Source organism: Nesterenkonia sandarakina (genome assembly GCF_013410215.1).
Classification (GTDB): Bacteria; Actinomycetota; Actinomycetes; order Actinomycetales; family Micrococcaceae; genus Nesterenkonia; species Nesterenkonia sandarakina.
The window spans coordinates 2,844,042-2,867,742 of the sequence record NZ_JACCFQ010000001.1 but is presented as its reverse complement, the minus strand read 5'-3'; the positions used below and the strand labels follow the sequence as shown (position 1 = coordinate 2,867,742).

The window sequence follows — 23,701 nt, the reverse complement described above, 5'->3', positions numbered from 1 at the left end:
GGTCACCGGGTGGAGGTGCCTGGCAGGCTCAGCAGGTCAAGGTGGCCCACGGTGACTTCCAGCTCGCCGCGATCCAGCTGCTCCTCGCGGGCAGCGAGCCACTCCTGGGCGGGACCGGCGAGCGAGGGGTCATGCTCCACGGCCACATCGGCGCGGTCGCTGAGATAGCGCCGGATCAAAGCGGCGTCGCCGGCATCCAGCGTCCAGTCGGTGCCGATCAGGGTGACCTCTGCGCCGCGCTCGCGCAGCAGCTGCGCCACGGTGCCGGCCGCGTCGGGACCGAGCAGGCCGTCGCGCCGCTGATGGGCGTCGAAGGCCTGGGCGATGACGGCATCATCGGTGTGGCCGGGGCTGATCTCCACCGCTCCGGTGACGGTGAGGCTGAGCAGCGCCGCGACATGGTTCACTCCGGAGCCGGCGATCGAGCCGGCGATCGAGTCGGCCAGCAGCTCGGCCTCCCGGGGGCTGAGCAGATCCAGCAGCGCCGAGCAGGTGACCAGCTCGACTGCGTCGCCTTGGGTCATTCCAGGAAGGTCCTCGATGGTGCCCAGCACCCGGGTGGTCTGGATCGGGCCGGCGGCCGCGGGGTCCTCGGCGGCGACCTCGAGCAGATCCGCGTCATGGTCCAGCAGCGTCCAGTGCTGCGGGACGGACAGGCGTGGCGCGAGCCAGGCCTGGTTGGAACCGGTGCCGGCCCCCACATCGATGACATGCACAGAGGCGGAGGCTGTGGTTGAGTCGGCCGCGGCGGGGAGCAGGGCATGCAATCGGTCCAGCAGCGTCTCCAGCAGCGGGGCCGCCTTCTCACGCGCCTGGTGGTCCGCCCGGCGGCGCTGCCCCAGCCAGTCCGCGGGCACGGGCCGGGTCACCATTCGATCGCCGTTCTGAGATCCTGCGCTGCGTGCGTCCATGACCGCAGTCTAGCCCGGTGAGCCTGCGCCGCGATGCTCCACGTCTGCCGCAGCGACACATCGCTGAGCCAGTCCCGGAGCACCTCTGACCAGGCGTGGGAGTCTTCGGGATCCACTGCGGCGCCGGGGATCGGGAGCCCGGCGCGCGGAGCTTCCGGGTCCCCGGAGAGGGCGGCCTGGGCACCGGTGCCGGAGCCGACCATGGCGGGGATGCCGCGGGACAGCGCCTCGGTGACCACCATGCCGTAGGTCTCAGCCACGGAGGGAAGCACCAGCAGGTCCGTCTGCCCCCACAGCTGCTGCAGGTCTCGACCCTGCGCCGGGCCGAGGACGACGGCGCGCCCGGCAGGCAGTGCCTGGGCTGCGGCCCGGACTTCTGCCGCATAGTCAGGATCCTGCGCCTGCGGACCGGCGATGACCAGGGTCCAGGGCAACGCGGTGAGCCCCCGCAGGGCCTGGAGCAGGCCCAACGGGTTCTTCCGCGGCGTCACGGCACCGAGGAAGAGCAGCCGCGCCGGGGTGCTGCCGCTGGCCAGGGGAGCCGGGTCCACGCCGGGCTCCGCCACCGCCACGGCGTCCAGACCGTAGCGCGCCTGCAGATCCGCCTGCGCCCAGGCGCTGGTGCAGACCACGGTGTATCCCGCGCTCACCGTGGCGCGCTCGCTGGCGGTGAGCCGCTGCGCATCCTCGACACCCAGGCCGGATTCGGCGGGCAGCGGCAGATGGACCAGCACCGAGATCTCGGTGCCCGAGGCGGCCGCCTGCGCCAGCTCGTCCGGAGCGGCGGAGGCGATGATCCCGTCGATGAGCACCCGCCGGTGGGCTGAGGCCAGCCGGGTGAGCGTCTCGCGGTCCGCGGGGGAGGCTTCGGGCCACCGGCCCGGCACCGGGACCTCCTCGACGTCGAGCCCGGCGGCGCGCCACTGGGCCAGCACGCGCCGGTTATAGGTCAGTCCGCCGCTGGGCCCGGGGAGGTCCGCGGGCACGAGAAAGGCCTGGCGGGCCATCAGCGCACCGGCTCCTCGGGGCCCTGCCGCTCCAGCCGGATGGCGTCCCGGGTGAAGGAGATCACCAGCAGCGCCAGCGCGATCGCGGTGACGGCGGTGGCGAAGAGCACCGGTGTGAAGGGCAGCAGCGCGACCCAGAGCACCGAGGCTTGGATGGCTGCCACGGTCCTCCGGAACAGGCTGTAGGCCAGGTCCCCGCGCAGGGCCGGTCGGAATCTGGCGGCTGCCACGAAGAGATAGCGCATGGCACCGATCGCCACGACCCACCAGCCCACCGTGACGGCTGCGATGCAGGAGACCACGAGCAGCGCGGCGGCGTCGGACTCCATATCCAGCCGGGCGCCGGAGGCGCTGGAGCTCTTGGTGTGCCGAGCCACCCAGCCGTCCACCGCGTCCAGCAGCAGCGCCACCCCGACGAGCGCCGCGAGCGTCCAGCTGCGCGCCGGGATCGCCTCGATCAGGATCAGCACCCCTGCCGCGGTGAGCACCCCGATCAGCCCCACGCGCAGCAGGGTCACCCGGTCAGCGGGGCTCACCACCTGGGGGCGACGGCGCAGCACCGAGACCGCCGCCAGGACCGGGGCCAGCAGCGCGGCGGGGATCAGCGCCAGTGCGATCCCGGGGCCGGGTGCGAGCGTGAGTCCCAGGACCACGGCGAGCGCGGCGGGGAGCAGGATCAACAGCGTGGCGTCGCGGATCACCCGACGCCGGTCTGCGGCGCTGACAGGCGGTGAGTCCCCGTGGGAGGTGGCGCCGCGACCTGATGTTTCCATGCCAGACAATCTAGCCGGGTTGACCGTCCTGAGCGGAACGTTCCGGCTCAGTCCTCCGCGCTGCGGTGCAGCGCCTGATCCTTGATCCGGTCTACGGCGAGGCGGACCGCTCCGCGCCGGACGGCCTGCGCCCCGAGCGTGGAGGCATCGATCTCCAGCCAGGGCGCGTAGAGATACTGCGCCAGCTTCTGCTTCGCCCGCGCCGCGACACCGCGCAGCGCCGGGGCGATGGCCCCGGAGACCAGGATGCGGTCCAGGTCGAGCAGCCCGGCGAGCACCACGCAGATCCGCGCGAGTCGATCCGCGAGCTGGTCCATGATCTCTTCGGCCAGCGGGTCTCCCTGGGCCGCGGCCGCGAAGACACGCTCGGAGGTCACCTCCTCGATGGGCCTGGCGGCCAGCGGGCCCGGATGTTCCGGGGTCTGGCGCAGCGCCTCGCGTGCCAGGTGCCGGGCCCACCAGCCCATGCCGTTGGAGGACCCCACGCCCTCCACCAGGTCCAGCATGCCCAGTTCCCCGATGCCGCCGCGCCGCTGGTGCAGCAGGCGTCCCTCCAGAACGATCCCGGCTCCCAGGCGTTCCCCGGAGAGGATCACGGCGAAGGAGTCCTGCTCGGTGGTCTGCTGCAGGTCCAGCTCCGCCAGGGCTGCGAGGTTGGCGTCGTTGTCCACCGCGCAGTCCCAGCCGTGTTCGGACCCGAGCGAGATCAGGTCCGGGTTCATCAGGCTCCAGAAGGGATTCAGTCCCTTGGGGGAATGCCCTGCCGCGTCCACCGGAGCGGGCACGGCGATCACCAGGGAGGCGACGTCGCCGTGGGTGAGCCCGGCTTCGGCCAGGGCGGCGTCGATCGTGTCCAGAATCGTGCGTCGTCGTTCTGCGGCGGGCTGCAGGGGAGCATCGGAGCCCTGCGGATTCGAGGGCCGGGTGGCACGGCCGACCTCGACGCCGCGCAGGTTCGCCACCGCCGCCGTGACCTGATGCAGACCGGCGTCCACACCGATGACATGGCAGGCGTCCTCCCGAAAGGCATAGCGCAGCGCCGGTCGGCCCTTGGTGTACTGACCGGCCTGCCGAGAGTTCTCGGAGACCTCCAGCCAGCCCTGTTCGGTGAGATCGCGGCACAGCGTGAGGATCGTGGCGCGGGTGAGTCCGGTGGCATGCATCAGTTCTGTGGCGGTGCTGGGTTCCCGGCCCCACATGCACTGCAGCACCCGCTGCGCATTGAGCTGCCGGATCAGCTGGGAGGAGCCGGTGGAGGCAGGCGGAGACGACGGGGTCACGGCGGGTCGGCCTCCGATCAGCGGCTGGAGAATCTTGCCCACATTATTGCATTGCTTATATTAAGACTCTATATTTAAGCGGGACATCAACTTTTAGTGTTCCAGATCACAGAAGGGGGATCCGGTGGGCCACGTTTCACCTACACCCTCACGACGGGCGTTCCTCGGCGGACTGGCCGGAGTGGCGCTCGCGGCAGGACTCAGCGGCTGCGCCACCGGCCGCGGCGCGCAGGAGGTCTCCTTCCACCAGTCCAAGCCCGAGGCCATCCCCTACTTCGGCGACCTGGTGCGGGACTTCAACCAGCGGACCTCAGGGGTGCGCGCGGTCCACGACACCTCCTCCGGGCTCTCCGCCGGCTTCGCACGCGGCAACCCGCCGGATCTGGGCTGCCTGAACTACAACTACGAGATCGTCCGCTTCCAGGAGCGCGGCGCCTTCTCCGACCTCGCAGACCTCGCCGAGGAGGCGCGGATCGACCCGAGCATCCAGGACCTGATCGACCAGTACCCGACCTATCCTGGGCGCACCAGTGTAATCCCGTACTCCATGATGGCGGCCGCGGTGCTCTACAACCAGGAGATCTTCGCCGAGCACGACCTGCAGGTCCCCACCACCTACTCGGAGTTCCTCGAGGTCTGCGGCGCGCTTCAAGACGCCGGGGTGACCCCCATCTACTCGACCTACGCGGATCCCTGGACCGTGTCACAGGGCCTGGTGGACTACAGCGTGGGCGGCAGGCTCGACGTCGCCGAGTTCTTCGAGGCGCTGCGCGCCCAGGGCGCCGACGCCGGCCCCGATGCGCAGGTCTCCTTCTCGCGCACCCTGCGCGAACCCCTGGAGCAGATGCTCGAGATCGCGGCGTTCTCCCAGCCCGGCGCCGCCAGCCGGGGCTACGGAGACGGCAACGTCGCCTTCGCCCGCGGCGAGGCCGCCATGTACCTCCAGGGCCCCTGGGCGCTGGGGGAGATCGCCACCATCAACCCCGATGCGCAGATCGGGATCTTCCCGCTGCCGATGACCGAGGACCCCGAGGACCTGAAAGTCCGGGTCAACCTGGACCTCGCGCTCTGGGTGCCGGAGGCCTCCAACGCCCAGGAACCTGCCCGGGAGCTGCTGCGCTACCTGATCACCCCCGAGATCGCCGACGCCTACAACCAGGACAACCTCGCCTTCGGGGTCCGCGAGGACGCCCCCGCAGTGACCGACCAGCGGCTGAAGGACCTGCAGAGCTTCGTGGACCGCGCCGCCTTCTACCAGGGAGCGTCCCAGGCCATCCCGCGCACCATCCCGTTCGAGAACTACGCCCAGGGAATAGTCACCGGCCAGAGTCTGGAAGCCACGCTGCGGACGCTGGACGAGGACTGGGCCCGACTGGCTCGACGCTCAGAGACCGAGGCCTGACATGACCACTGCCACCACCACACCGCGGACCGCGGACGCCCCCACCGGGGTCACCACCCGGTCTCGACCCGCCCCTCGACACAAGCCCCGCGCGGATCGCGTCTATCTCTGGTTCCTGCTGCCCACCCTGGTGCTGTTCACGCTGAGCATCACCATGCCGGCCGTGATGGGGATCTTCTACAGCTTCACCGACTCGGTGGGCTTCGGAGAGTTCAACTTCGTGGGACTGAACAACTACCTGGTGATGTTCAGCGATCCGGCCATCCTCTCCTCCTACGGGTTCACCATCGGAGTGGCGCTGTGCACGGTGATCCTGGTCAACGTGGTCGCGTTGACCCTGGCCATCGGGCTCACCTCGAAGATCCGGGCGAAGACCGCGCTGCGCACGATCTTCGTGATGCCGATGGTGGTCTCCGGGATCATCATCGCCTTCGTCTTCCAGTTCATCTTCGCCAACACGGTCCCCGCCGCCGCCCAGGCGCTGCAGCTCGGGGTGCTGGAGGAGTCGATCCTCGCGGACCCGGATCTGGCCTGGATCTCGATCGTGCTGGTGACCGCCTGGCAGGCGGTCCCGCAGGCCATGCTGATCTACATCGCCGGACTCATGACGGTGCCGCGGGACGTCTACGAGGCCTCCGCCATCGACGGCGCCTCCGCCTGGAAGCAGCTGCGCAGCATCACCCTGCCGCTGATCTCAGGATTCGTGCTGATCAACGTGATCATCGGGTTCAAGGACTTCCTGGGCACCTACGAGATCATCGTGGGCCTGACCGACGGCGGACCCGGCACCTCCACCCGCTCGGTGGCAATGACGATCTTCTCCGGCTTCGACAACGGCGACTATGCCTACCAGATGGCGAACTCCACGATCTTCTTCCTGATCACGCTGACCATCGCACTCATCCAGCTGCGCCTGACCCGAGGAAACGCGAGGATCTGATGACCCTGCCCACCACCACCATCCCCGGCGGCGCCGCCAGCACCACCCCGCGCCGCTCCTCGGAGGACTCTCGGGGCGCCGCGCTGCCGACCTCGCGCCGCTCCGACCGGCACCGCTGGGGCACCACGGTGCTGCTGATCCTCGGCGCACTCACCGTGATCCTGCCCTTCTACGTGACCATCTCGATGGCGTTCAAGACCGGGGAGCAGGCCGTGGAAGGCGAGGCCTTCGCACTGCCGGCCCCGTTCAGCGTGGAGGGCTTCTCCACCGCCTGGGCGCTGACCGACTTCCCGCGGGCCTTCACGATCTCGATCCTGATCACCCTGGCCACGGTGATCGGCACCATCCTGCTCAGCGCGATGGCCTCCTACGCGATCTCCCGGAACTGGGAGAAGAAGGCCTACCGCTGGGCCTTCTACTACCTGCTGGCGGCGATGTTCCTGCCCTTCCCGGTGCTCGCGCTCTCCCAGGTCAAGCTCACCGGCATGGTGGAACTCGCGAACCCGCTGGGAGTGGCGCTGCTGCACATCATGTTCCAGATCTCCTTCAGCACGCTGCTCTTCACCGCGTTCCTGCGCTCGCTGCCCGCCGAGCTGGAGGAGTCGGCGCGGATGGACGGCGCCTCCACCGCGGGAGCCTTCTGGCGGATCGTCTTCCCGCTGATGGCCCCGATGAGCGCCACCGTCGGGATCTTCGCGTTCCTGAAATCCTGGAACGACTTCATGATGCCCTCGCTGATCATCGCGGACCCGTCGTTGCAGACCCTGCCGGTGATCCAGGAGATCTTCCAGACCCAGTTCAGCAACAACTACCACGTCTCCTTCGCCTCCTACCTGATGGCGATGGCCCCGGCCATCCTCGCCTACGTGATCTCCCAGCGATGGGTGCTCTCCGGACTCACCCAGGGCGCCGTCAAATGATCCCCTCGGACCTGGAAGCAGGGTCCGAGATGCACGAACCCGAGACCCACCCGCAACAGCGAAAGGACGAGAGTCCCTTGTCATTCACCTCCACCGCAGCAGCACCGAGAACGACTACCGCAGAGGGCACCGACCCCCAGTGGTGGCGCCAGGCCGCGGTCTACCAGATCTACCCGCGCTCCTTCGCCGACGCCGACGGCAACGGCATCGGCGACCTGCGCGGCATCACCTCGCGGGTGGGGTATCTGCAGGACCTCGGGGTCGACGCCGTCTGGCTCAGCCCCTTCTACCCCTCCGCCCTGGCCGACGGCGGCTACGACGTGGACGACTACCGCGATGTCGACCCCAAGATCGGGACGCTGGAAGACTTCGACACCATGATCTCAGGCCTGCACAGCGCCGGGATCCGGCTGATCGTGGACATCGTGCCCAATCACACCTCCGACCGGCATGAATGGTTCCGCGAGGCGCTGAAGGCCCCCAAGGGCTCCCCAGCCCGGGATCGCTACATCTTCCGTGACGGGCTGGGGGAGGCGGGCGAGCAGCCGCCGTCGGACTGGACCTCGATCTTCGGCGGACCCGCCTGGACCCGGATCACCGAACCCGACGGCACACCGGGGCAGTGGTTCCTGCACAGCTTCGCCAAGGAGCAGCCCGATCTGAACTGGCACAACCGCGAGGTCCATGAGGACTTCCTGCGCACCCTGCGGTTCTGGTCCGACCGCGGCGTGGACGGGTTCCGGGTCGACGTCGCGCACGGTCTCTCCAAGGATCTGCCGGCGAACCTGCCGAGTCAGGCCGAGCTCGACGCCACACCCAAGGACGGGGCCCACCCGATCTGGGACCGCGATGAGGTCCACGAGATCTACCGGGAATGGCGCGAGGTCTTCAACGAGTACAACCCGCCGAAGATCGGGGTGGCCGAGGCGTGGGTGGATTCAGCGCGGCGTCCGAAGTACGCCTCCGCTGAGGGCCTGGGCCAGGCGTTCAACTTCGACCTGCTCGAGGCGAGCTTCGAGGCCGAGGCGTTCCGCGAGACGGTGGCGTTCAACCTGGAGCTGGCCGCGAAGTCCGGATCCTCCAGCACCTGGGTGCTCTCGAACCACGATGTGGTGCGCCACGCCACCCGCTATGGGCTCCCGGCCAAGGCCGACGGTGAGGAGAAGGCCGGCACCAATTGGCTGCTCAACGGGGGCGCTTCCCCGGAGCTGCAGGCCGAGACCGGTCTGCGCCGAGCCCGCGCCGCCTCGCTGTTCGAGCTCGCCCTGCCCGGCAGCGCCTATCTCTACCAGGGGGAGGAGCTGGGCCTGCATGAGGTCGCGGAGATCCCCGACGCCGACCGTCAGGATCCGACGTTCTTCCGCAGCCCGGGGTCCAGCGTCGGTCGCGACGGCTGCCGGGTCCCGCTGCCCTGGTCCAGCGAGGGTGCGAGCTTCGGGTTCGGCCCACAGGACGCCCATCTGCCGCAGCCGGACTGGTTCTCCGGCCACAGCGTGCAGGCCCAGGACACGGCCGAGGATTCGACCCTGAACATGTACCGGCGTGCGCTGGCGCTGCGCCGCGAGCTCCAGGGCGAGGACACCCTGGAGTGGATCGAGCTGCCCGGAGCCGAGGGTTCCTCCACCGAGGTGTTGGCCTTCCGCCGTCCCGGAGGGTGGATCTGCGTGACCAACTTCGGGGAGCAGGCCGTCCCGCTGCCGGCAGGGGAGGTGCTGGTCAGCTCGCAGCCGCTGCGCTCTGAGGTGCTGCCGGGGGAGACCACGGTCTGGCTGCGCGAGCACTGACCGGTCCCTGAGGGCCGGGCCGGGCCGGCCCGGCCCTTGGGAGCCTCCCCAAGGCATCTGTCGCATGTCTATGCCATGTCCCATCGGTATTTCGGCCCAAAGCCATGGGACATGGCATAGCGATGCGACGAACGTCAGGGGCCGCGCGGCTATCGGTGATGGGGTCCCGATTCCCAGGTCGATTCCTGGGCGCAAGCAGCGCACCGGTAGCGTGAAGCTCATGGACCTCTCCGCCCCGACCTCCCAGACCCTGCGCCCGGGGCTCCTGCTCAGCGCGATGCTGCTCGCCGTGACCCTGCCGGCCTGCGGCTCCAGCGCCGCCTCCGAGGATGCCGCCGAGCAGCCCGGCGCGGGCGCCGAGGACCAGGGTGACTCCGGCGCTGAGAGTGACGGCAACGAAGCCGGGGACGCGAACGGGGACGCGAACGACGACGCCGCCGCGAGTGACTCGAACGAGGCCGACGACGCGGATTCAGCTGCCCAGGGCGAGGACCCCGAAGGTTCAGAGGATCCGAGAGATTCAGAGGACCCCGAAGATTCAGCCGACGAGCCCGAAGCCGAGCCGGCTGAGCTGCCGGGCGGAGGCGACACGCTCTTCCCTGATCGGCGCTTCGTCGCCGCCTATGGCGCTCCCGGCATTCCGGCGCTGGGGGTCATGGGGGAGGGCTCCCCTGAGGACGCTGCGGAGCGGGTGAAGTTCTACGCCGAGCAGTACCAGGAGCACTCCGAGGAACCGGTCCAGCCGGCCTTTGAGATCATCACCTCCATCGCCATCTCCGAGCCCGGGGTGGACGGGAACTACACCAACGCACTGGACCCTGAGGTCATCGAGCCCTGGGTGGATCTGGCGGCCGAGGAAGAGATCTACGTGGTGCTCGATCTCCAGCCCGGCCACGCCAGCTTCCTGGACCAGGCGCAGGACTACGAGGAACTCCTGGCCCAGCCCCACGTCGGGCTGGCGCTGGATCCGGAGTGGCGGCTCAGCGAGGGTCAGCGGCACATGGAACAGATCGGTTCGGTGACCGCCGAGGAGATCAACCAGGTCTCCGACTGGCTGGCCGGACTCACCGAAGAGCATGAGCTGCCGCAGAAGCTGCTGGTGCTGCACCAGTTCAAGCACGCCATGATCACCGACCGCGAGGACATCGACACCTCCCATGAGGAGCTGGCCATCCTGCTCCACGCCGACGGCCACGGAACACCTTCGATGAAGACTGAGACCTACGAGAGCCTGCAGCGGGACCTCAGCGAGGACATCTGGCTGGGCTGGAAGAACTTCTACGACGAGGACTCCCCGACCTTCACCTCGGCGCAGACCTTCGCCCTGGACCCCACACCGTGGTTCGTCTCCTACCAGTGACCCGCATAAACTGACCGGGATTGTTTCCACCCACCTGACCCGGGAGCAGAATGTCCACGCCCGAAACACCGCATCCGCTGGATGAAGCCGCCATCGAGAATGCTGTCCAGCAGGCCGTCGACGCCTTCGCCGCCGCCGGCGATCTCGAGGAGCTCAAGACCGCCCGCCTGGCGCACACCGGAGACAAGGCGCCGCTGGTGCTGGCCAACCGTGCGATCGGGTCGTTGGAGAAGACCGAGAAGGCTGCCGCAGGCAAGCTGCTCGGCGGCGCTCGCGGGAAGATGCAGAAGGCCCTGGCCGCGCGCACCGCGGTGCTCGAGGCCGAGCACGCGGAGCGGATCCTGGTGGAGGAGACGGTGGATGTCACCGCGGCGCCCCGGCGTCGTCCGCTCGGGGCCCGGCACCCGCTCTCGGTGCTGCAGGAGCGGGTCTCCGACGTCTTCATCGCCATGGGGTGGGAGATCGCCGAGGGCCCGGAGGTGGAGTCCGAGTGGTTCAACTTCGACGCGCTGAACATCGCCCCGGACCACCCCTCCCGGGAGATGCAGGACACCTTCTTCGTGGAGCCCCCGGAGGCGCACCTGGTGCTGCGCACGCACACCTCCCCGGTGCAGATCCGCTCGCTGCTGAGCCGCGAGCTGCCGGTCTACGTGCTCTGCCCCGGCAAGACCTTCCGCACCGATGAGCTCGACGCCACCCACACCCCGGTGTTCCACCAGTTCGAGGGCCTCGCGGTGGACAAGGGCCTGACCATGGCTGACCTGAAGGGCACGCTGGAGCACTTCGCCCGGCAGATGTTCGGCCCCGACGCCGCCATCCGGCTGCGCCCGAGCTACTTCCCGTTCACCGAACCCTCCGCCGAGCTCGACGTCTGGCACGCCCAGGCCAAGGGCGGCCCGCGCTGGGTGGAATGGGGCGGCTGCGGCATGATGAACCCCGCCGTGCTGCGCGCCGCCGGGGTGGACCCAGAGGTCTACACCGGCTTCGCCTTCGGCATGGGGATCGAGCGCACCCTGATGTTCCGCAACGGGGTCCCCGATATGCGAGACATGATCGAAGGCGACATCCGCTTCAGCCAGCACTTCGGAATGGAGGTCTGAGACATGCGCATTCCGCTTTCTTGGATTCGTGAATACACCCAGTTCCCCGAATCGGGCAGCGCTGAGGACCTGATGGCCGAACTGGTCAAGGTCGGTCTCGAAGAGGAGGACGTGCACCGTCCCACCGATTCGCTCAGCGGCCCGATCGTCGTCGGCGAGGTGCTGGAGAAGATCCCCGAGCCCCAGTCCAACGGCAAGACCATCAACTGGTGCCAGGTCCGGGTGGTGCCCGAGGGCGCCGCGCAGACCCTGACCCACGAGGGCATCGACCCCTCGGGAGTCCAGGGCGTGGTCTGCGGCGCGCACAACTTCGAGGTCGGCGACAAGGTCGTGGTCACCCTCCCCGGTGCGGTGCTCCCCGGAGACTTCCGGATCGCCGCGCGCAAGACCTACGGCCACGTCTCCGCGGGCATGATCGCCTCGGTGCGCGAGCTCGGCATCGGCGAGGACCACGACGGGATCCTGGTGCTCTCGCGGCTGGGACTTGACCCGGAGCCGGGCACCGACGCCATGGAGCTGCTGGGCCTCTATGACTCCGCCGCGGAGATCAACGTGACCCCCGACCGCGGCTACGCCTTCTCCATCCGCGGGATCGCCCGGGAGTACTCCCACGCCACCTCCACCCCGTGCACCGACCCGGCAGCCCAGATCAGCACCACCAAGGACGACGACGCCGCCCGGCCCGGTCACGCGGTCAGCCTCAACGATGACGCCCCCATCTACGGGGTGCAGGGCTGCACCCGGTTCGTCACGCACACGGTCACCGGGATCAACCCGGCCGCGCCCACCCCGCCCTGGATGGCCTCCCGGCTGCGCCTGGCCGGGATGCGCTCGATCAACATCGCCGTCGACGTCTCCAACTACGTGATGCTCGAACTGGGTCAGCCCAACCACTGCTACGACGCGGCCAAGCTCGACGGCGGCATCGAGGTCCGCCGTGCCGCGGCGGGTGAAAAGCTCACCACCTTGGATGAGAAGGTCCGCACGCTGAACCCGGAGGACCTGGTGATCGCGGATCAGTCCGGTCCGATCGGGATCGCCGGGGTCATGGGCGGGGCGCGCACCGAGGTGGACGCCAGCACCTCGAGCATCGTCGTGGAGGCCGCGCACTTCGATCCGATCAGCATCAGCCGCAGCAAGCGTCGGCACAAGCTGCCCTCGGAGGCCTCCAAGCGCTTCGAGCGCGGCGTCGACCCGCTGCTGCCCCCGCTCGCCGCGCAGCGCGTGGTGGACCTGTTAGTCCAGCTGGCCGGGGGCACCGACTCTCGCGAGATCACCGACGCCGGAGCACCGGTGCTCCCGCAGCCGATCCGGCTGGAGTCCACGCTTCCGGAGCAGCTCACCGGGGTGGCCTACACCCCGGAGCAGATCCGCTACACACTGGAAGCCATCGGCGCCGAGCTGGGTCAGGACGGGGAGCACCTGCTGGTGACCCCGCCGAGCTGGCGCCCGGACCTCACCATCCCCGCCGCCCTGGTGGAGGAGATCGCCCGGCTCGTCGGCTATGACCAGATCCCTTCCAGGCTTCCGGTGCCGCCGGCCGGCCGCGGACTCACCCCCTCCCAGCAGCGCCGCCGCGGCGTCTACGCCGGCATGGCCGCGGCGGGCTTCACCGAGGTGCTCAGCTACCCGTTCTACTCCCAGGCCGCCAACACCCGGTTCGGGCAGGCCGAGGATGATGGGAAGCCGATGCCGATGCTGCGTCTGGCCAACCCGATCGCGAGCCAGTACCCGGCGCTGCGCACCACCGTGCTCCCGGGGCTGCTGGAGGCGCTGCGCCGCAACGTCTCCCGCGGCTTCACCGATGTGGCACTCTTCGAGGCCGGCACGGTCTTCCACCCGAAGTCCCAGCTGGGTTCGGCGAGCATCCCGGACCTCGGGGCCTACCCCGGGGAAGAGGTGCTGGCAGGGCTCGACGCCGGCATCCCCGATCAGCCGCTGCATATCGCGGCCGCGCTCAGCGGCGCCGAGGCGGCCGAGCTGCCCGGTGTCCCCGGGCGCCGTCGTGACTGGGCCGATGCGGTGGACGCCGCGCAGAAGGTCGCTGACCTGCTGCGCGTGCGCCTCGAGGTGGTCCAGGGCCGGCACCAGGCCTTCCACCCCGGGCGCACCGCCGAGCTGCGGTTCAACGGAGTGAGGGTCGGTCACGCCGGCGAGCTGCACCCCAAGGTCATCGAAGAACTCGACCTGCCCGCCCGCACCTCGGTGATGGAGCTGGATCTCTCCGCGCTCATCGACGGGTCCCCGGAGCAGATCAGCGCCGAGCCGATCTCGACCTTCCCGCCGACCACCCAGGATGTCTCTCTGATCGTCGCCGAGCAGCTTCCGACCGGGGAGCTGCAGGCCAGCCTGATCGAAGGTGCCGGGGAGCTGTTGGAGAGCATCGAGCTCTTCGACGTGTACTCCGGTGAGCACATCGAGGCCGGACACAAGTCGCTGGCCTTCGCGCTGCGCTTCCGAGCCGCGGACCGCACGCTCACCGCCGAGGAGGCCTCCGAGGCCCGCGCCGGCGCCGTCGCCCTGGCCCAGCAGCGCCACGGGGCTGTGCAGCGGTAAGCGCAGCATCACGTTCAGCGGTGACCACGCGGGGCTGACCCAGCCCCCACGGTTCACTGCTGAGGACCCAGGTGGTCCGGCAGACGCTCAGTCTGCCGGACCATCGGTCTGTGAGGCACCCGAGGACCGCTGATCCAGCCAGCGGCCGCGGTACATCACCCGGCGGACCTGCCATTCCGGGTCCAGCAGCACCAGGTCGGCACGGCCACCGGGGAGCAGCCTGCCGACGTCCTCAAGCCCGATCATGGACGCAGGGTTCGCGGTCGCGGCCATGAGAGCCTGCGCCGGATCAATGCCGGCGCGAAGTATGCTCTCCCGCACGGCAGCGGAGAGGGTCAGCGTTGAACCCGCTATCGCACCGAGGCTGCCGTCTGAGGTCACGCGTCTGGCCACGCCTCCCAGAACCTCGACATCTACCGCTCCAAGTCTGTAGCGACCGTCCGGAGCGGCAGCCCCGGGCATGGCGTCTGAGACCAGCACCGGACGCTGGGGTCCGCCGTTGCGTGTTGCGGAGTCCCAGACGAAGCGGATCATCTCGGCGTCGAGATGTACCCCGTCGCTGATCAGTTCCAGGAAGGCCGTGGGGTCCTCCAGCAGTGCCAGAGCCGCGCCTGGGTCCCGGTGGTGCAGGCCCTTCATGGCATTGAACAGGTGCGTGGCCGCGCTGGCCCCGGCGGCGATCGCTTCCCGGGTCTGAGCGCAGCTGGCCCCAGTGTGACCGATGCCCAGGGTCGACCCGGCGGAGCGCATCCGTTGGATCGCTTCCAGCGCTCCGTTACGCTCGGGTGCGAGTGTCACGTATCTGATCAGATTTCTCGCAGGGTGTTCGAGCAGAGCAGAAACTGCGTCGAAGGTCGGAGCACTGAGCACCTCGGCCTCATGGGCCCCGCGGTGATCCGGACTCAACCACGGACCCTCTAGATGGACCCCTGCGAGCTCGCCGGAGTCCACCAGGGAACTCAGCTCTGCGGCCTGCTCGAGGATCACGGACACGGGAGCACTTACCAGAGAAGCCAACATGGTGGTCGTTCCCATAAGACGATGAGCAAGCAACGCACTCCGCCCGGAAACGGCACCATCTGTAAAGGCAGCGCCACCGCCACCGTGGGCGTGCACATCGACGAAGCCAGGGGCGATCACCGCGTCCTTGACGTATTCGTCAGGAAGCTGCGGCGGTCTGCCGTGCCCAGCCTCCGCAATTCTCCCGGCCGCAATACGAAGCCAATAGGGGCCGAGCACTCCGTCGGGAGTCAGAGCAGATTCAGCGAAGAGAACGTGATCCATCAGGCCTCCCGGGGCGGTGATTCTTGCAGATGCGACACCTCACATCATCGCAGCCGACGCAAAGTTAGTCCAGTGGTCTTGATTCTTGGGGTGAGCTGTGTCTCAATGGTCTCGTGACCAAGTACCACAATGTGCGCGATCAGCTCCTGGATCGCCTTGACCAGATGTCCGCGGGGGACCCATTTCCTCCCGAGCGAGATCTGTCCCAGGAGCTCGGGGTCTCTCGGATGACTCTTCGGCGTGCGATCGATGAGCTTGTGGCACGAGGAGCCGTGCGCCGACGCCACGGAGCCGGAGTGTTCGCGCTTGGACCGAAGTTAGACCAGCCCCTGCTCGCCAGTTCCTTCTCTGAGGACATGCGTGCCCGCGGAATGCGTCCAGGTGCTCGGATCCTGGCCTTCGACGTGCTGGCTGCCGGTGCGCGGTTCGGTCGACGACTCAACATGGATCCTCTGGCTGAGATCACCCGGGTTACGCGCCTCAGGCTCGCTGATGACGAGCCCATCGCGGTGGAGGAGCTCAACGTTCCACGAGACCTGATGCCTGACCTGGTCGCAGCGGATCTCGAGGATCATTCCTTCTACGACCTGCTTCGCGAGCGACTCGGCATCAGCGTGCGGCGCAGCGTGCAGACCATCGAACCCACCGTGCTCGACAGCGATGAGGCAAGAGATCTGCATGTTCCTCTGCACTCCCCGGCACTGATGTTCGAGCGCACATCGTGGGGTCCCGAGGGACAGCCCATCGAGTTCGTCCGTTCCCTTTATCGCGGGGACCGCTACAAGATCCGGACCGAACTGACGGTGCCGACAATCACTGCTGAGGAGACCTCATGATCGTGGCAGGACTGATGACTGGGACATCCGCCGATGCCCTTGACGTCGCGCTGGTGGAATTTCGTCTCGAGGGATCGGTCGATGAGCCTCACCTGGAGATGGAGCTGCGTAGCTTCCACGAGGTCGCCTTCGACTCGGATCTGGCTCTGGATATCCTGCGCCTATTGGAGCCCGAGCCCGTGCCCCTGGCGTTGGTGAGCAGCGTGGACAGAAGACTGGGTCAGCTCAGTGCGGAGGCAGTTGCCGCCATATGCCAGAAGACGGGGCTCGACTGTGACCTGATCGTCTCGCACGGGCAGACCATCCGGCACGACGTGCGCGACGGCGCAGTCGAGTCCACGCTCCAGCTGGGGCAGCCGGCGTGGATCGCTGAAAGGCTGGGAGTGCCTGTGCTCTCGGACATCCGGTCGCGAGACGTGGCCGCCGGAGGGCAGGGCGCACCGCTTGCAGGGATGCTGGACCATCTGATGCTGGTCGGCGGGGAACAGCCGCGCGCGATGCTGAACCTCGGCGGCATCGCCAACGTCACGATCGTCTCACCGCGCGGTGAGACGATCGCCTTCGACACCGGCCCGGCGAACGCTCTGATCGACGTGATGGCGCGCAGAATCACCGGAGACCCCAGGTCCTTCGATCGGGAGGGTGCGATGGCTGCCCAAGGACATGTCGACGAGGCGCTCTTGGCAGACCTGTTGGCAGATCCCTACTACGCCCGCCCCGCTCCCAAATCCACCGGCAAGGAGCTGTTCCACGGCCCGTACCTGGACCGTCACCTGACGCGTCATCCCGGACTGGACCCCTACGACATCATCGCCACGCTGACCCGTCTCACCGCCCGCACGGTCGCCCAGGCCTGCATGCCTATGGGAGTGGGTGAGGTTGCCGCCTCCGGTGGTGGAACGAGAAACCCCACCCTGATGTCGGAGCTGCGCGACGAGCTGGGCGCAGGGGTTCCGGTCACGACAACTGACGAGGCGCTCGGCCTGCCCTCGGAGGCGAAGGAGGGGTGCCTCGTGGCCCTGCTGGGCTGGCTCAGCTGGCACGGCCTGCCCGCGACCCTGCCGAGTGTCACCGGAGCAACTCACGGCACACTCGCCGGTCGGTTCACACCAGGAGCGAAGCCGCTCCGACTGCCAGAACCGCTCCGTACCGGACCAGTACGGCTCCGTGTGGCGAGCTGACCCGATATCACTCAAAAAAGCACCCTGAGGATGGAAAGAGGAACTACGTGCAGACCATAGACCTTCTGGTCATAGTGGCGTATCTCGCCGCCACCGCCTGGCTGGGTATCAGACTGAGCGGTCGGCAGACCGGGCTCAAGGACTATTTCCTCGGCGGCCGCAACCTGCCCTGGTGGGCGGTGTGCCTGTCTGTCGTCGCGACCGAGACTAGTGCTCTCACCGTGATCGGCATCCCCGTGATGAGCTACCTGGGGGACATCTCGTACCTCCAGCTGGGACTCGGCTACATCCTGGGACGCGTGGTGGTGGCCTTCTTCATGCTGCCACGCTATTACGACGGTGAAATGGTCACCGCCTACGCGTACCTCGGTAAGCGTTTCGGGCAGAGCACACAGACCACGGCAGGTGTGACGTTTCTGATCACGCGGCTGCTGGCCGACGGCATACGTGTGCTGGCCGCCGCGATTCCCTTGAAAATCATCCTTGACGGAATCGGCATCAACGCGAACTACTTCACGATCATCGTGGTGCTCGCAGTGGTCACCATCCTCTACACATTCATCGGCGGCATCAAGGCAGTCGTCTGGGTCGATGTGGCCCAGATGTTTCTCTACGTCGGTGGCGGCATCCTCTCCATCATCGTGATCACATCTGCCACCGGCGGAGGCTGGTTCACGGAGGCCGCCGAAGCCGGCAAACTGAGCATGTTCATCTTCGAGGGCAACCCGATCTCCACCAGCGGGTCATTCATCGCATCGCTGCTCGGAGGCGCGGTCTTCGCCATGGCCTCCCACGGTTCCGACCAGCTTGTAGTGCAGCGGCTGCTGGCCTGCCGCACCAAGGCGGAGGCGCAGAAGGCCATCATCGTCTCCGGCGTCATCGTGCTGTTCCAGTTCGCCGTCTTCCTGCTGGTGGGGCTGGCGCTGTGGGGCTATTACGATCAGGCGACTCCGGACTCACTGGGTCTGACCCGCGACGACGAGATCTTCCCGATGTTCATCGTGGAAGGTCTGCCACCAGGTGTGACCGGATTGCTGCTCGCAGGAATCCTGGCGGCCGCCATGTCAACACTGTCCTCCTCGCTCTCGGCACTGTCCTCATCCACGGTCACAGACGTCTACGCGCGGCTGAAGAAGACCCCCCTCACCGACGAGCAGGGGCTCCGCGCCGGCCGCTGGGCGACCATCGGCTGGGGACTCGCCTTCATCGCTCCGGCGATGGTGTTCCGCTCCGATGAAGGCAACATCGTCGTCCTCGCCCTGGGGGTCGCCGGAATCACCTACGGCGGACTGTTGGGAGCCTTCATGTTCGGCATCATCAACAAGCGGGCCCGCGCGGCGGATGCGAATATCGCTTTCGTGTTCGCAGTCGCCGTCAACGCATTCTTCTTCGTGATGGAGAAGTACGTGGTGGGAGAAGTCTGGGTGGCGTGGCAGTGGTACCCGCTGATGGGTGTCCTGGTGACGTTCGCGGTCGGCGGTCTGCTCTCCCTGCGTCACTCCACTCCCGCGGCGCCCGTGCAGCTCACGGAGATGCAACGATGAGCCCCAGTGTCGAGTCCGCATCCAGCGCCCTACCTCCGACGGAGCGGCGCAATCCGCGCAGCATGAACCTCGATGACCTCAACACTCTGGAGGTCCTGCAGCTGCTCAACACTGAGGATCGTGTGGCAGTGGACGCGGTCGCTGCGGTGCTTCCCGAGCTCGCCCCCGTGGTGCACGAGGCTGCACGCCGGCTTCGCCGTGGAGGGACGGTGCATTACTTCGGGGCAGGCACGTCGGGTCGACTCGGTGTCCTTGACGCCAGCGAACTGATGCCGACCTACAACCTCGAACCAGGCCGCGTCGTCGGTCACATCGCGGGTGGACCGCAGGCTCTCGTGGAAGCCGTCGAGAATGCGGAGGACTCCGTCGAATCTGGACGCGCCGATGCGAGCGCGCTGAGTTCCGACGACCTCGCGATCGGCATCGCCTCGAGCGGCAATACTCCATACGTGGCGGGGGCGTTGGAGTCGGCCAGGGGAGCTGGCGCGTACACCGTGCTGATCTCCAGCAACCCCGAGGCGCGAGTGGCAGCCCACGCGGACCAGCACCTTCTTCTGAACACCGGCCCGGAGGTCGTCACCGGTTCTACGCGGATGAAAGCAGGCACCGCACAGAAGCTCGTGCTCAATGGATTCTCCACCGCGTTGATGATCGAGCTGGGTCGCACCTGGCAGAACCTGATGGTCTCGGTGGTTGCGACCAACGCAAAACTCCGTGAGCGGACGACCCGCATCCTGTGTGACGCCGCCGATCTCGATGCATACGAGGCCAGTGCATTGCTTGAAAGAACCGGAGGGGACCTGAAGGTGGGTATCCTCGCCGCACTGGGGGAGGTTTCCGTCCAGGAGGCCATCGAACTGCTGGAGGAGCATGCAGGTTCCGTGCGCGAAGCGCTCCGAGACCCGAGATCCACGGCGCGTCGTCCATGATCCGCGCGGTGGGAGATCCCAGGGTGCGGGGTCTGGCGGGCTCACTGGTAGGCCTGGACCTCGGAGGCTCGGGGAGCCGCCTCGCGGTGCTGCCCACAGCAGGAGGTCCACGCAGAGTGTTGGACGGGCCTCGAGTCGAGGTGCATGCCGGTGGGTCCTCCGCCCCTCAGGTGATACGCGAGATGCTCTCTCATGCCATGACGTCCTGGCCGGAGGAGACCTCGCGCCTTGCCGGAGTCGGTATCGGGGCCTCAGGGCTGGCGTCGCTGGTGCGAGACCCTCACGAGTTGGCCGTCCAGTTGAGCGCCGAGCTCGGGACCCCGACTGCCATCGCCATCGATGCAGTCACGGCCCACCTCGGCGCGCTCGGTGAAGCGGGAGGAGCAGTGGTGGCGCTGGGCACCGGTGCCATCGCGATCAGCCATCCCGGCATGGCGGAGGCCGCGGGCGGCGACCACGCCTGGCGTCGAGTCGATGGGTGGGGACACCTTCTGGGCGATCGTGGCGGTGGGGCGTGGTTGGGGCGGCGTGGCCTGGAAGCGGCCATGCGAGCCTACGACGGGGTCGATCACGGTGGTCACGCCCTGCTGGTAGCTGGTCGTGAACGGTTCGGCGCGCCCGAATCCTGGCCTGCTCAGCTCTACACGCGGCAAGATCGGGCGGGGGTCCTTGCAGAATTCGCCGCCGCGGTGGTCGGTGTCGCCGGGCGCGGCGACGAGACCGCCTGTGTTCTGGTCCGCGATGCAGGCCGCGAGGCCGCGAAGAGTGGTCTCGCGGCGCTGGGGGAGGACCGCCCAGCAAATCTGGTACTCACGGGTGGGCTCGTGGGTGCCGGACCGCTGCTCAGCGATGCGTTTGCCGAAGAAGTCGCCCGCCAGCGCGGGGATGTCTCAATCGGCGAGGCGCTGGGAGACCCGTTGGAAGGTTCATTGTCTCTGGCCCGGCTTCGCGCAAGGGACGCATTGGGCCCACAGGAGGGGTTCATATGGAGTTGAAAGCGCCCGCACGCCTCATCGCCGATCTGCGCCGCGAGCTGGGTGCCGAGAAGGTGCTCGACCGTGCGATTGACCTGCACGCACGAGCCCACGATGCCTCGCACTTCCTGCTAGTTCCGGAGGTGATCGTCATTGCCGAGGACATCGCTTCGGTGAGTGCCGTGCTTCAGCTAGCGGCCGAGCACGGCACGTCGGTCACCTTCAGGTCCGGAGGGACGAGTCTGTCCGGACAGTCCTGCGGGACCGGCATCCAGGTCGATACCAGACGCGGCTTTCGCGCGATCGAGGTCTTCGACGAGGGACGCCGTGTCCGGGTTCAACCAGGTGCCACGCTTCGCGCGGTCAACATCCGCCTGGCTCGCCATGGTCGCGCCCTGGGACCAGATCCAGCAAGCGAAGCGGCGTGCACCGTTGGAGGGGTGATCGCGAACAACTCTTCGGGCATGGCCGCAGGGATCGAATACAACAGCGCAAAGACCCTGGAGTCGATGACGCTCGTTCTGACCTCCGGGACAGTCGTGGACACCTCCAGAGACGACGCCCTGCAGTGTCTTCGTGCGGAAGAACCTGGACTGGTCACCGAACTAGAGGCGCTCAGGGACCAGGTTCGGGCAGACCCGTCCGCCATGACCGAGATCGCTGAACGATTCTCGATGAAGAACACCATGGGATACTCCCTCGACGCACTCTGTCTCCATGACGATCCGGTCCAGATACTCCTGCAGCTGATGGTCGGTTCCGAGGGGACCCTGGGATTCGTGGCCGAAGCGGTGTTCCGCACCGTGCCGGTCCACTCCCACTGCGCGACGGGACTCTTGGTCTTCGACTCGCTCGACGTCGCTGCTCGTGCCCTGCCCGAACTGGTCAGCACCGGGGCCAAGGCCCTGGAGCTGATGGATGCCACATCCTTGAAGGTGGCAAGTCGAAGCCCCGATGTCCCCTCCGTCATCGCGGATCTCACGGTAGCCGCACACGCCGCGATTCTCATCGAGTATCGCGCCGATTCAGCGCTCGAACTTGATCAACACCTCGCGCAGGTGGCATCAACCCTGGACCGGACCCCGACGACGCATCCGGTGGAGCTGACCCGTGACATGAGCCGCCGAGCGCAGCTGTGGGCAGTCCGCAAGGGACTCTACGCGGCGGTTGCGGGTGCACGCCCCAGCGGGACCATGGCTCTGCTAGAGGACGTGGTGGTGCCGGTTCAGCGCCTCGCCCACACCTGCGAGGAGCTCTCCGTTCTGCTGGCGGACCACGGATATGTGGATCCGGTGATCTTCGGTCATGCGAAGGACGGCAACATCCACTTCATGCTGACCGAGGACACCGAGGACCCCGCGGCGCTGGAGCGCTTGGCGGCCTTCACCGAGGACCTCGTGGAGCTGGTTCTTCGTCAAGGCGGCAACCTCAAAGCGGAGCACGGCACGGGACGTGCGATGGCCCCGTTCATCGATCGGCAGTACTCGCCGGACCTGGTCCAGGTCCTCCACCGGATCAAGGCAGCCTGCGATCCATCGGGGACCCTCAACCCAGGCGTGGTGCTCACGGCGGACGACAAGGCACATGTGAATCACCTCAAACCGGTGGATCGCGTCGATGCTGAAGTGGATAGCTGCGTCGAGTGTGGCTACTGCGAACCGGTCTGTCCCAGCAGGGATCTCACGCTCACCCCGCGGCAGCGGATCGTGGTGCGTCGAGAACGCGAGCGGGCACTGTCCCGCGGAGATCGAACCCTCGTCGCGGAGCTGGATTCGCAGCAGCAGTACGACAGTCTCCAGACCTGCGCCGCCGATGGCATGTGCGCCACCGCATGCCCCGTGGGCATAGACACCGGCGCGCTGGTCAAGCGGCTGCGGGAAGAGAGCAGGGGCCCTGCTCAGCAGCGCCTGGGCAAGCTGGCCGCCAATCGATGGTCAGCCGTCACGCAGGCCGCCGGTCGTGGGCTGGACGCCGCCTCTGCACTGCCAAGCGCTGCGATCGCGTGGCCGAACGCCGCGGTGCGATCGATGCTGGGGGCCGAGACGGTGCCTCTCTGGACACCGGACCTGCCCTCCGGCGGACGGCGCCGCAGTGGTGTGAACCTTGAGGGGGACCCGGTGAAGCCGGTTGCCGCCCTCTTTCTGCCGAGCTGTCAGGGTGCGATGTTTTCCGCCCCCGATGGGTCTCGAGGCGCGCAGTCCTCGGTCGCAGAGCTGTGCGGAATCGTCGGACTGAATCTGGTGATGCCCAAGCAGGTCGATGCACTCTGTTGCGGCACCCCATGGTCCTCCAAAGGTCTCGCCGAGGGCCATGAGGCCATGGCAGAGCAGGTTCTCGACTCGGTGGATCGCACCAGGCGACTTGTGAATGATCGAGTCGAGGATCTGCTCCCCGTCGTCGTGGACGCAAGCTCCTGCACAGAAGGTGTCGCCTCGATCATGGCTGCGGCAAGCGCGGCGGGGGACCCGCGAGCCGGACGAGTCATCGACGCCGTGAGCTTCGTGGCCGAACACGTGCTGCCCCGTCTGGAGATCGAACCGGGGCAGCGTATCGAGTCGCTGACCCTGCACCCCACCTGCTCCACGATGAAGGCTGGTGGGGAAGCGGACCTGCTCCGTGTCGCGCGGGCAGTGGCGCACCAGGTTCACGTGCCCGATGACTGGGCCTGCTGCGGCTTCGCCGGAGATCGGGGCATGCTGCATCCCGAGCTGACCGCCTCCGCAACCGCTGCAGAGGCACGCGAAGTTCAGCAGATCAACGCCGCAGATCATGCGTCGTCCAACCGGGCGTGCGAGATCGCCATGACCCGTGCGACCGGACGCACCTACCGTCATGTGCTGGAGGTGGCGGCCGACGTCGCCGCGAGGGGAACGGAACCAGGCACTCCAGCGTGACGCTGAGCCAGACGACTATCCAGCTG

The 23,701-nt window shown here is 67.8% G+C and carries 18 protein-coding genes; 13 read left to right on the top strand and 5 right to left on the bottom strand.

Annotation, left to right across the window (positions count from 1 at the left end):
- Window positions 1–2: 2 nt before the first annotated feature.
- The 4 genes from HNR11_RS13060 to HNR11_RS13045 are packed head-to-tail and all read right to left on the bottom strand — an operon-like array spanning window position 3 to window position 4,013.
- The gene (locus HNR11_RS13060) at window positions 3–911 is read right to left on the bottom strand and encodes a class I SAM-dependent methyltransferase (protein WP_179442730.1); all 909 of its coding nucleotides are present in this window, start codon (window positions 909–911) and stop codon (window positions 3–5) included.
- Complete coding sequence (locus tag HNR11_RS13055) at window positions 866–1,918, bottom strand: glycosyltransferase family 4 protein (RefSeq protein ID WP_179442729.1); 1,053 nt, start codon at window positions 1,916–1,918, stop codon at window positions 866–868. Before HNR11_RS13055 ends, HNR11_RS13060 begins: the two co-directional genes overlap by 46 nt.
- Window positions 1,918–2,691 (bottom strand): CDP-alcohol phosphatidyltransferase family protein, encoded by a 774-nt coding sequence (locus HNR11_RS13050; protein ID WP_179442728.1) that lies wholly within the window; start codon window positions 2,689–2,691, stop codon window positions 1,918–1,920. Before HNR11_RS13050 ends, HNR11_RS13055 begins: the two co-directional genes overlap by 1 nt.
- Window positions 2,692–2,738: 47 nt before the next feature.
- On the bottom strand, window positions 2,739–4,013 hold the full coding sequence (locus HNR11_RS13045; protein ID WP_343050680.1) for an ROK family protein: 1,275 nt from the start codon (window positions 4,011–4,013) through the stop codon (window positions 2,739–2,741).
- 82 nt (window positions 4,014–4,095) lie between these two features.
- Between HNR11_RS13045 and HNR11_RS13040 the strand changes: the two genes are divergently transcribed.
- The 7 genes from HNR11_RS13040 to pheT all read left to right on the top strand — a co-directional run bounded on the left by HNR11_RS13040 (window position 4,096) and on the right by pheT (window position 14,033).
- On the top strand, window positions 4,096–5,373 hold the full coding sequence (locus HNR11_RS13040) for an extracellular solute-binding protein (RefSeq protein ID WP_179442727.1): 1,278 nt from the start codon (window positions 4,096–4,098) through the stop codon (window positions 5,371–5,373).
- A 1-nt stretch (window position 5,374) separates the two neighbouring features.
- Window positions 5,375–6,313, top strand: coding sequence for a carbohydrate ABC transporter permease (locus HNR11_RS13035; protein ID WP_179442726.1), 939 nt, complete (start codon window positions 5,375–5,377; stop codon window positions 6,311–6,313).
- The gene (locus HNR11_RS13030; protein WP_179442725.1) at window positions 6,313–7,233 is read left to right on the top strand and encodes a carbohydrate ABC transporter permease; all 921 of its coding nucleotides are present in this window, start codon (window positions 6,313–6,315) and stop codon (window positions 7,231–7,233) included. The genes HNR11_RS13035 and HNR11_RS13030 overlap by 1 nt, the downstream gene beginning before the upstream one ends.
- A 29-nt stretch (window positions 7,234–7,262) precedes the next feature.
- Window positions 7,263–9,017: a glycoside hydrolase family 13 protein gene (locus HNR11_RS13025; protein ID WP_179442724.1), complete on the top strand. Its 1,755-nt coding sequence runs from the start codon at window positions 7,263–7,265 to the stop codon at window positions 9,015–9,017.
- Window positions 9,018–9,237: 220 nt separating this feature from the next.
- Window positions 9,238–10,377 (top strand): ICP22 family protein, encoded by a 1,140-nt coding sequence (locus HNR11_RS13020; RefSeq protein ID WP_179442723.1) that lies wholly within the window; start codon window positions 9,238–9,240, stop codon window positions 10,375–10,377.
- A gap of 50 nt (window positions 10,378–10,427) precedes the next feature.
- Window positions 10,428–11,477: a phenylalanine--tRNA ligase subunit alpha gene (gene pheS / locus HNR11_RS13015; protein WP_179442722.1), complete on the top strand. Its 1,050-nt coding sequence runs from the start codon at window positions 10,428–10,430 to the stop codon at window positions 11,475–11,477.
- A 3-nt stretch (window positions 11,478–11,480) separates the two neighbouring features.
- Window positions 11,481–14,033 carry a phenylalanine--tRNA ligase subunit beta gene (gene pheT / locus HNR11_RS13010; RefSeq protein WP_179442721.1) on the top strand — a complete coding sequence of 851 codons (2,553 nt, stop codon included), beginning with the start codon at window positions 11,481–11,483 and terminating at the stop codon, window positions 14,031–14,033.
- Between the two features lie 87 nt (window positions 14,034–14,120).
- On the opposite strand, the gene HNR11_RS13005 is transcribed toward pheT, so the two are convergent.
- Window positions 14,121–15,317, bottom strand: coding sequence for an N-acetylglucosamine-6-phosphate deacetylase (locus tag HNR11_RS13005; RefSeq protein WP_179442720.1), 1,197 nt, complete (start codon window positions 15,315–15,317; stop codon window positions 14,121–14,123).
- 113 nt (window positions 15,318–15,430) lie between these two features.
- Between HNR11_RS13005 and HNR11_RS13000 the strand changes: the two genes are divergently transcribed.
- From HNR11_RS13000 to HNR11_RS12975, 6 genes are read left to right on the top strand one after another with little or no spacing between them, the layout of a single operon-like run.
- Window positions 15,431–16,153 carry a UTRA domain-containing protein gene (locus HNR11_RS13000; protein WP_179442719.1) on the top strand — a complete coding sequence of 241 codons (723 nt, stop codon included), beginning with the start codon at window positions 15,431–15,433 and terminating at the stop codon, window positions 16,151–16,153.
- Window positions 16,150–17,334: an anhydro-N-acetylmuramic acid kinase gene (locus HNR11_RS12995; protein ID WP_179442718.1), complete on the top strand. Its 1,185-nt coding sequence runs from the start codon at window positions 16,150–16,152 to the stop codon at window positions 17,332–17,334. Before HNR11_RS13000 ends, HNR11_RS12995 begins: the two co-directional genes overlap by 4 nt.
- 47 nt (window positions 17,335–17,381) lie before the next feature.
- Complete coding sequence (locus HNR11_RS12990; RefSeq protein ID WP_179442717.1) at window positions 17,382–18,878, top strand: sodium:solute symporter family transporter; 1,497 nt, start codon at window positions 17,382–17,384, stop codon at window positions 18,876–18,878.
- Window positions 18,875–19,807: an N-acetylmuramic acid 6-phosphate etherase gene (gene murQ / locus HNR11_RS12985; RefSeq protein ID WP_179442716.1), complete on the top strand. Its 933-nt coding sequence runs from the start codon at window positions 18,875–18,877 to the stop codon at window positions 19,805–19,807. Before HNR11_RS12990 ends, murQ begins: the two co-directional genes overlap by 4 nt.
- Complete coding sequence (locus HNR11_RS12980; RefSeq protein ID WP_179442715.1) at window positions 19,804–20,802, top strand: N-acetylglucosamine kinase; 999 nt, start codon at window positions 19,804–19,806, stop codon at window positions 20,800–20,802. The genes murQ and HNR11_RS12980 overlap by 4 nt, the downstream gene beginning before the upstream one ends.
- Window positions 20,793–23,675 (top strand): FAD-binding and (Fe-S)-binding domain-containing protein, encoded by a 2,883-nt coding sequence (locus HNR11_RS12975; RefSeq protein WP_179442714.1) that lies wholly within the window; start codon window positions 20,793–20,795, stop codon window positions 23,673–23,675. The genes HNR11_RS12980 and HNR11_RS12975 overlap by 10 nt, the downstream gene beginning before the upstream one ends.
- Window positions 23,676–23,701: the final 26 nt, after the last annotated feature.

What these genes read in the sequence shown, in the direction of transcription:
- HNR11_RS13020 (WP_179442723.1), top strand. Translation starts at nt 9,238, where the DNA reads ATGGACCTCTCCGCCCCGACCTCCCAGACCCTGCGCCCGGGGCTCCTG.
- HNR11_RS13025 (WP_179442724.1), top strand. Translation starts at nt 7,263, where the DNA reads ATGCACGAACCCGAGACCCACCCGCAACAGCGAAAGGACGAGAGTCCC.
- HNR11_RS13050 (WP_179442728.1), bottom strand. Translation starts at nt 2,691, where the DNA reads ATGGAAACATCAGGTCGCGGCGCCACCTCCCACGGGGACTCACCGCCT.
- HNR11_RS13035 (WP_179442726.1), top strand. Translation starts at nt 5,375, where the DNA reads ATGACCACTGCCACCACCACACCGCGGACCGCGGACGCCCCCACCGGG.
- HNR11_RS12995 (WP_179442718.1), top strand. Translation starts at nt 16,150, where the DNA reads ATGATCGTGGCAGGACTGATGACTGGGACATCCGCCGATGCCCTTGAC.
- HNR11_RS13005 (WP_179442720.1), bottom strand. Translation starts at nt 15,317, where the DNA reads ATGGATCACGTTCTCTTCGCTGAATCTGCTCTGACTCCCGACGGAGTG.
- HNR11_RS13060 (WP_179442730.1), bottom strand. Translation starts at nt 911, where the DNA reads ATGGACGCACGCAGCGCAGGATCTCAGAACGGCGATCGAATGGTGACC.
- murQ (WP_179442716.1), top strand. Translation starts at nt 18,875, where the DNA reads ATGAGCCCCAGTGTCGAGTCCGCATCCAGCGCCCTACCTCCGACGGAG.
- HNR11_RS13030 (WP_179442725.1), top strand. Translation starts at nt 6,313, where the DNA reads ATGACCCTGCCCACCACCACCATCCCCGGCGGCGCCGCCAGCACCACC.
- pheT (WP_179442721.1), top strand. Translation starts at nt 11,481, where the DNA reads ATGCGCATTCCGCTTTCTTGGATTCGTGAATACACCCAGTTCCCCGAA.
- pheS (WP_179442722.1), top strand. Translation starts at nt 10,428, where the DNA reads ATGTCCACGCCCGAAACACCGCATCCGCTGGATGAAGCCGCCATCGAG.
- HNR11_RS12980 (WP_179442715.1), top strand. Translation starts at nt 19,804, where the DNA reads ATGATCCGCGCGGTGGGAGATCCCAGGGTGCGGGGTCTGGCGGGCTCA.
- HNR11_RS13055 (WP_179442729.1), bottom strand. Translation starts at nt 1,918, where the DNA reads ATGGCCCGCCAGGCCTTTCTCGTGCCCGCGGACCTCCCCGGGCCCAGC.
- HNR11_RS12975 (WP_179442714.1), top strand. Translation starts at nt 20,793, where the DNA reads ATGGAGTTGAAAGCGCCCGCACGCCTCATCGCCGATCTGCGCCGCGAG.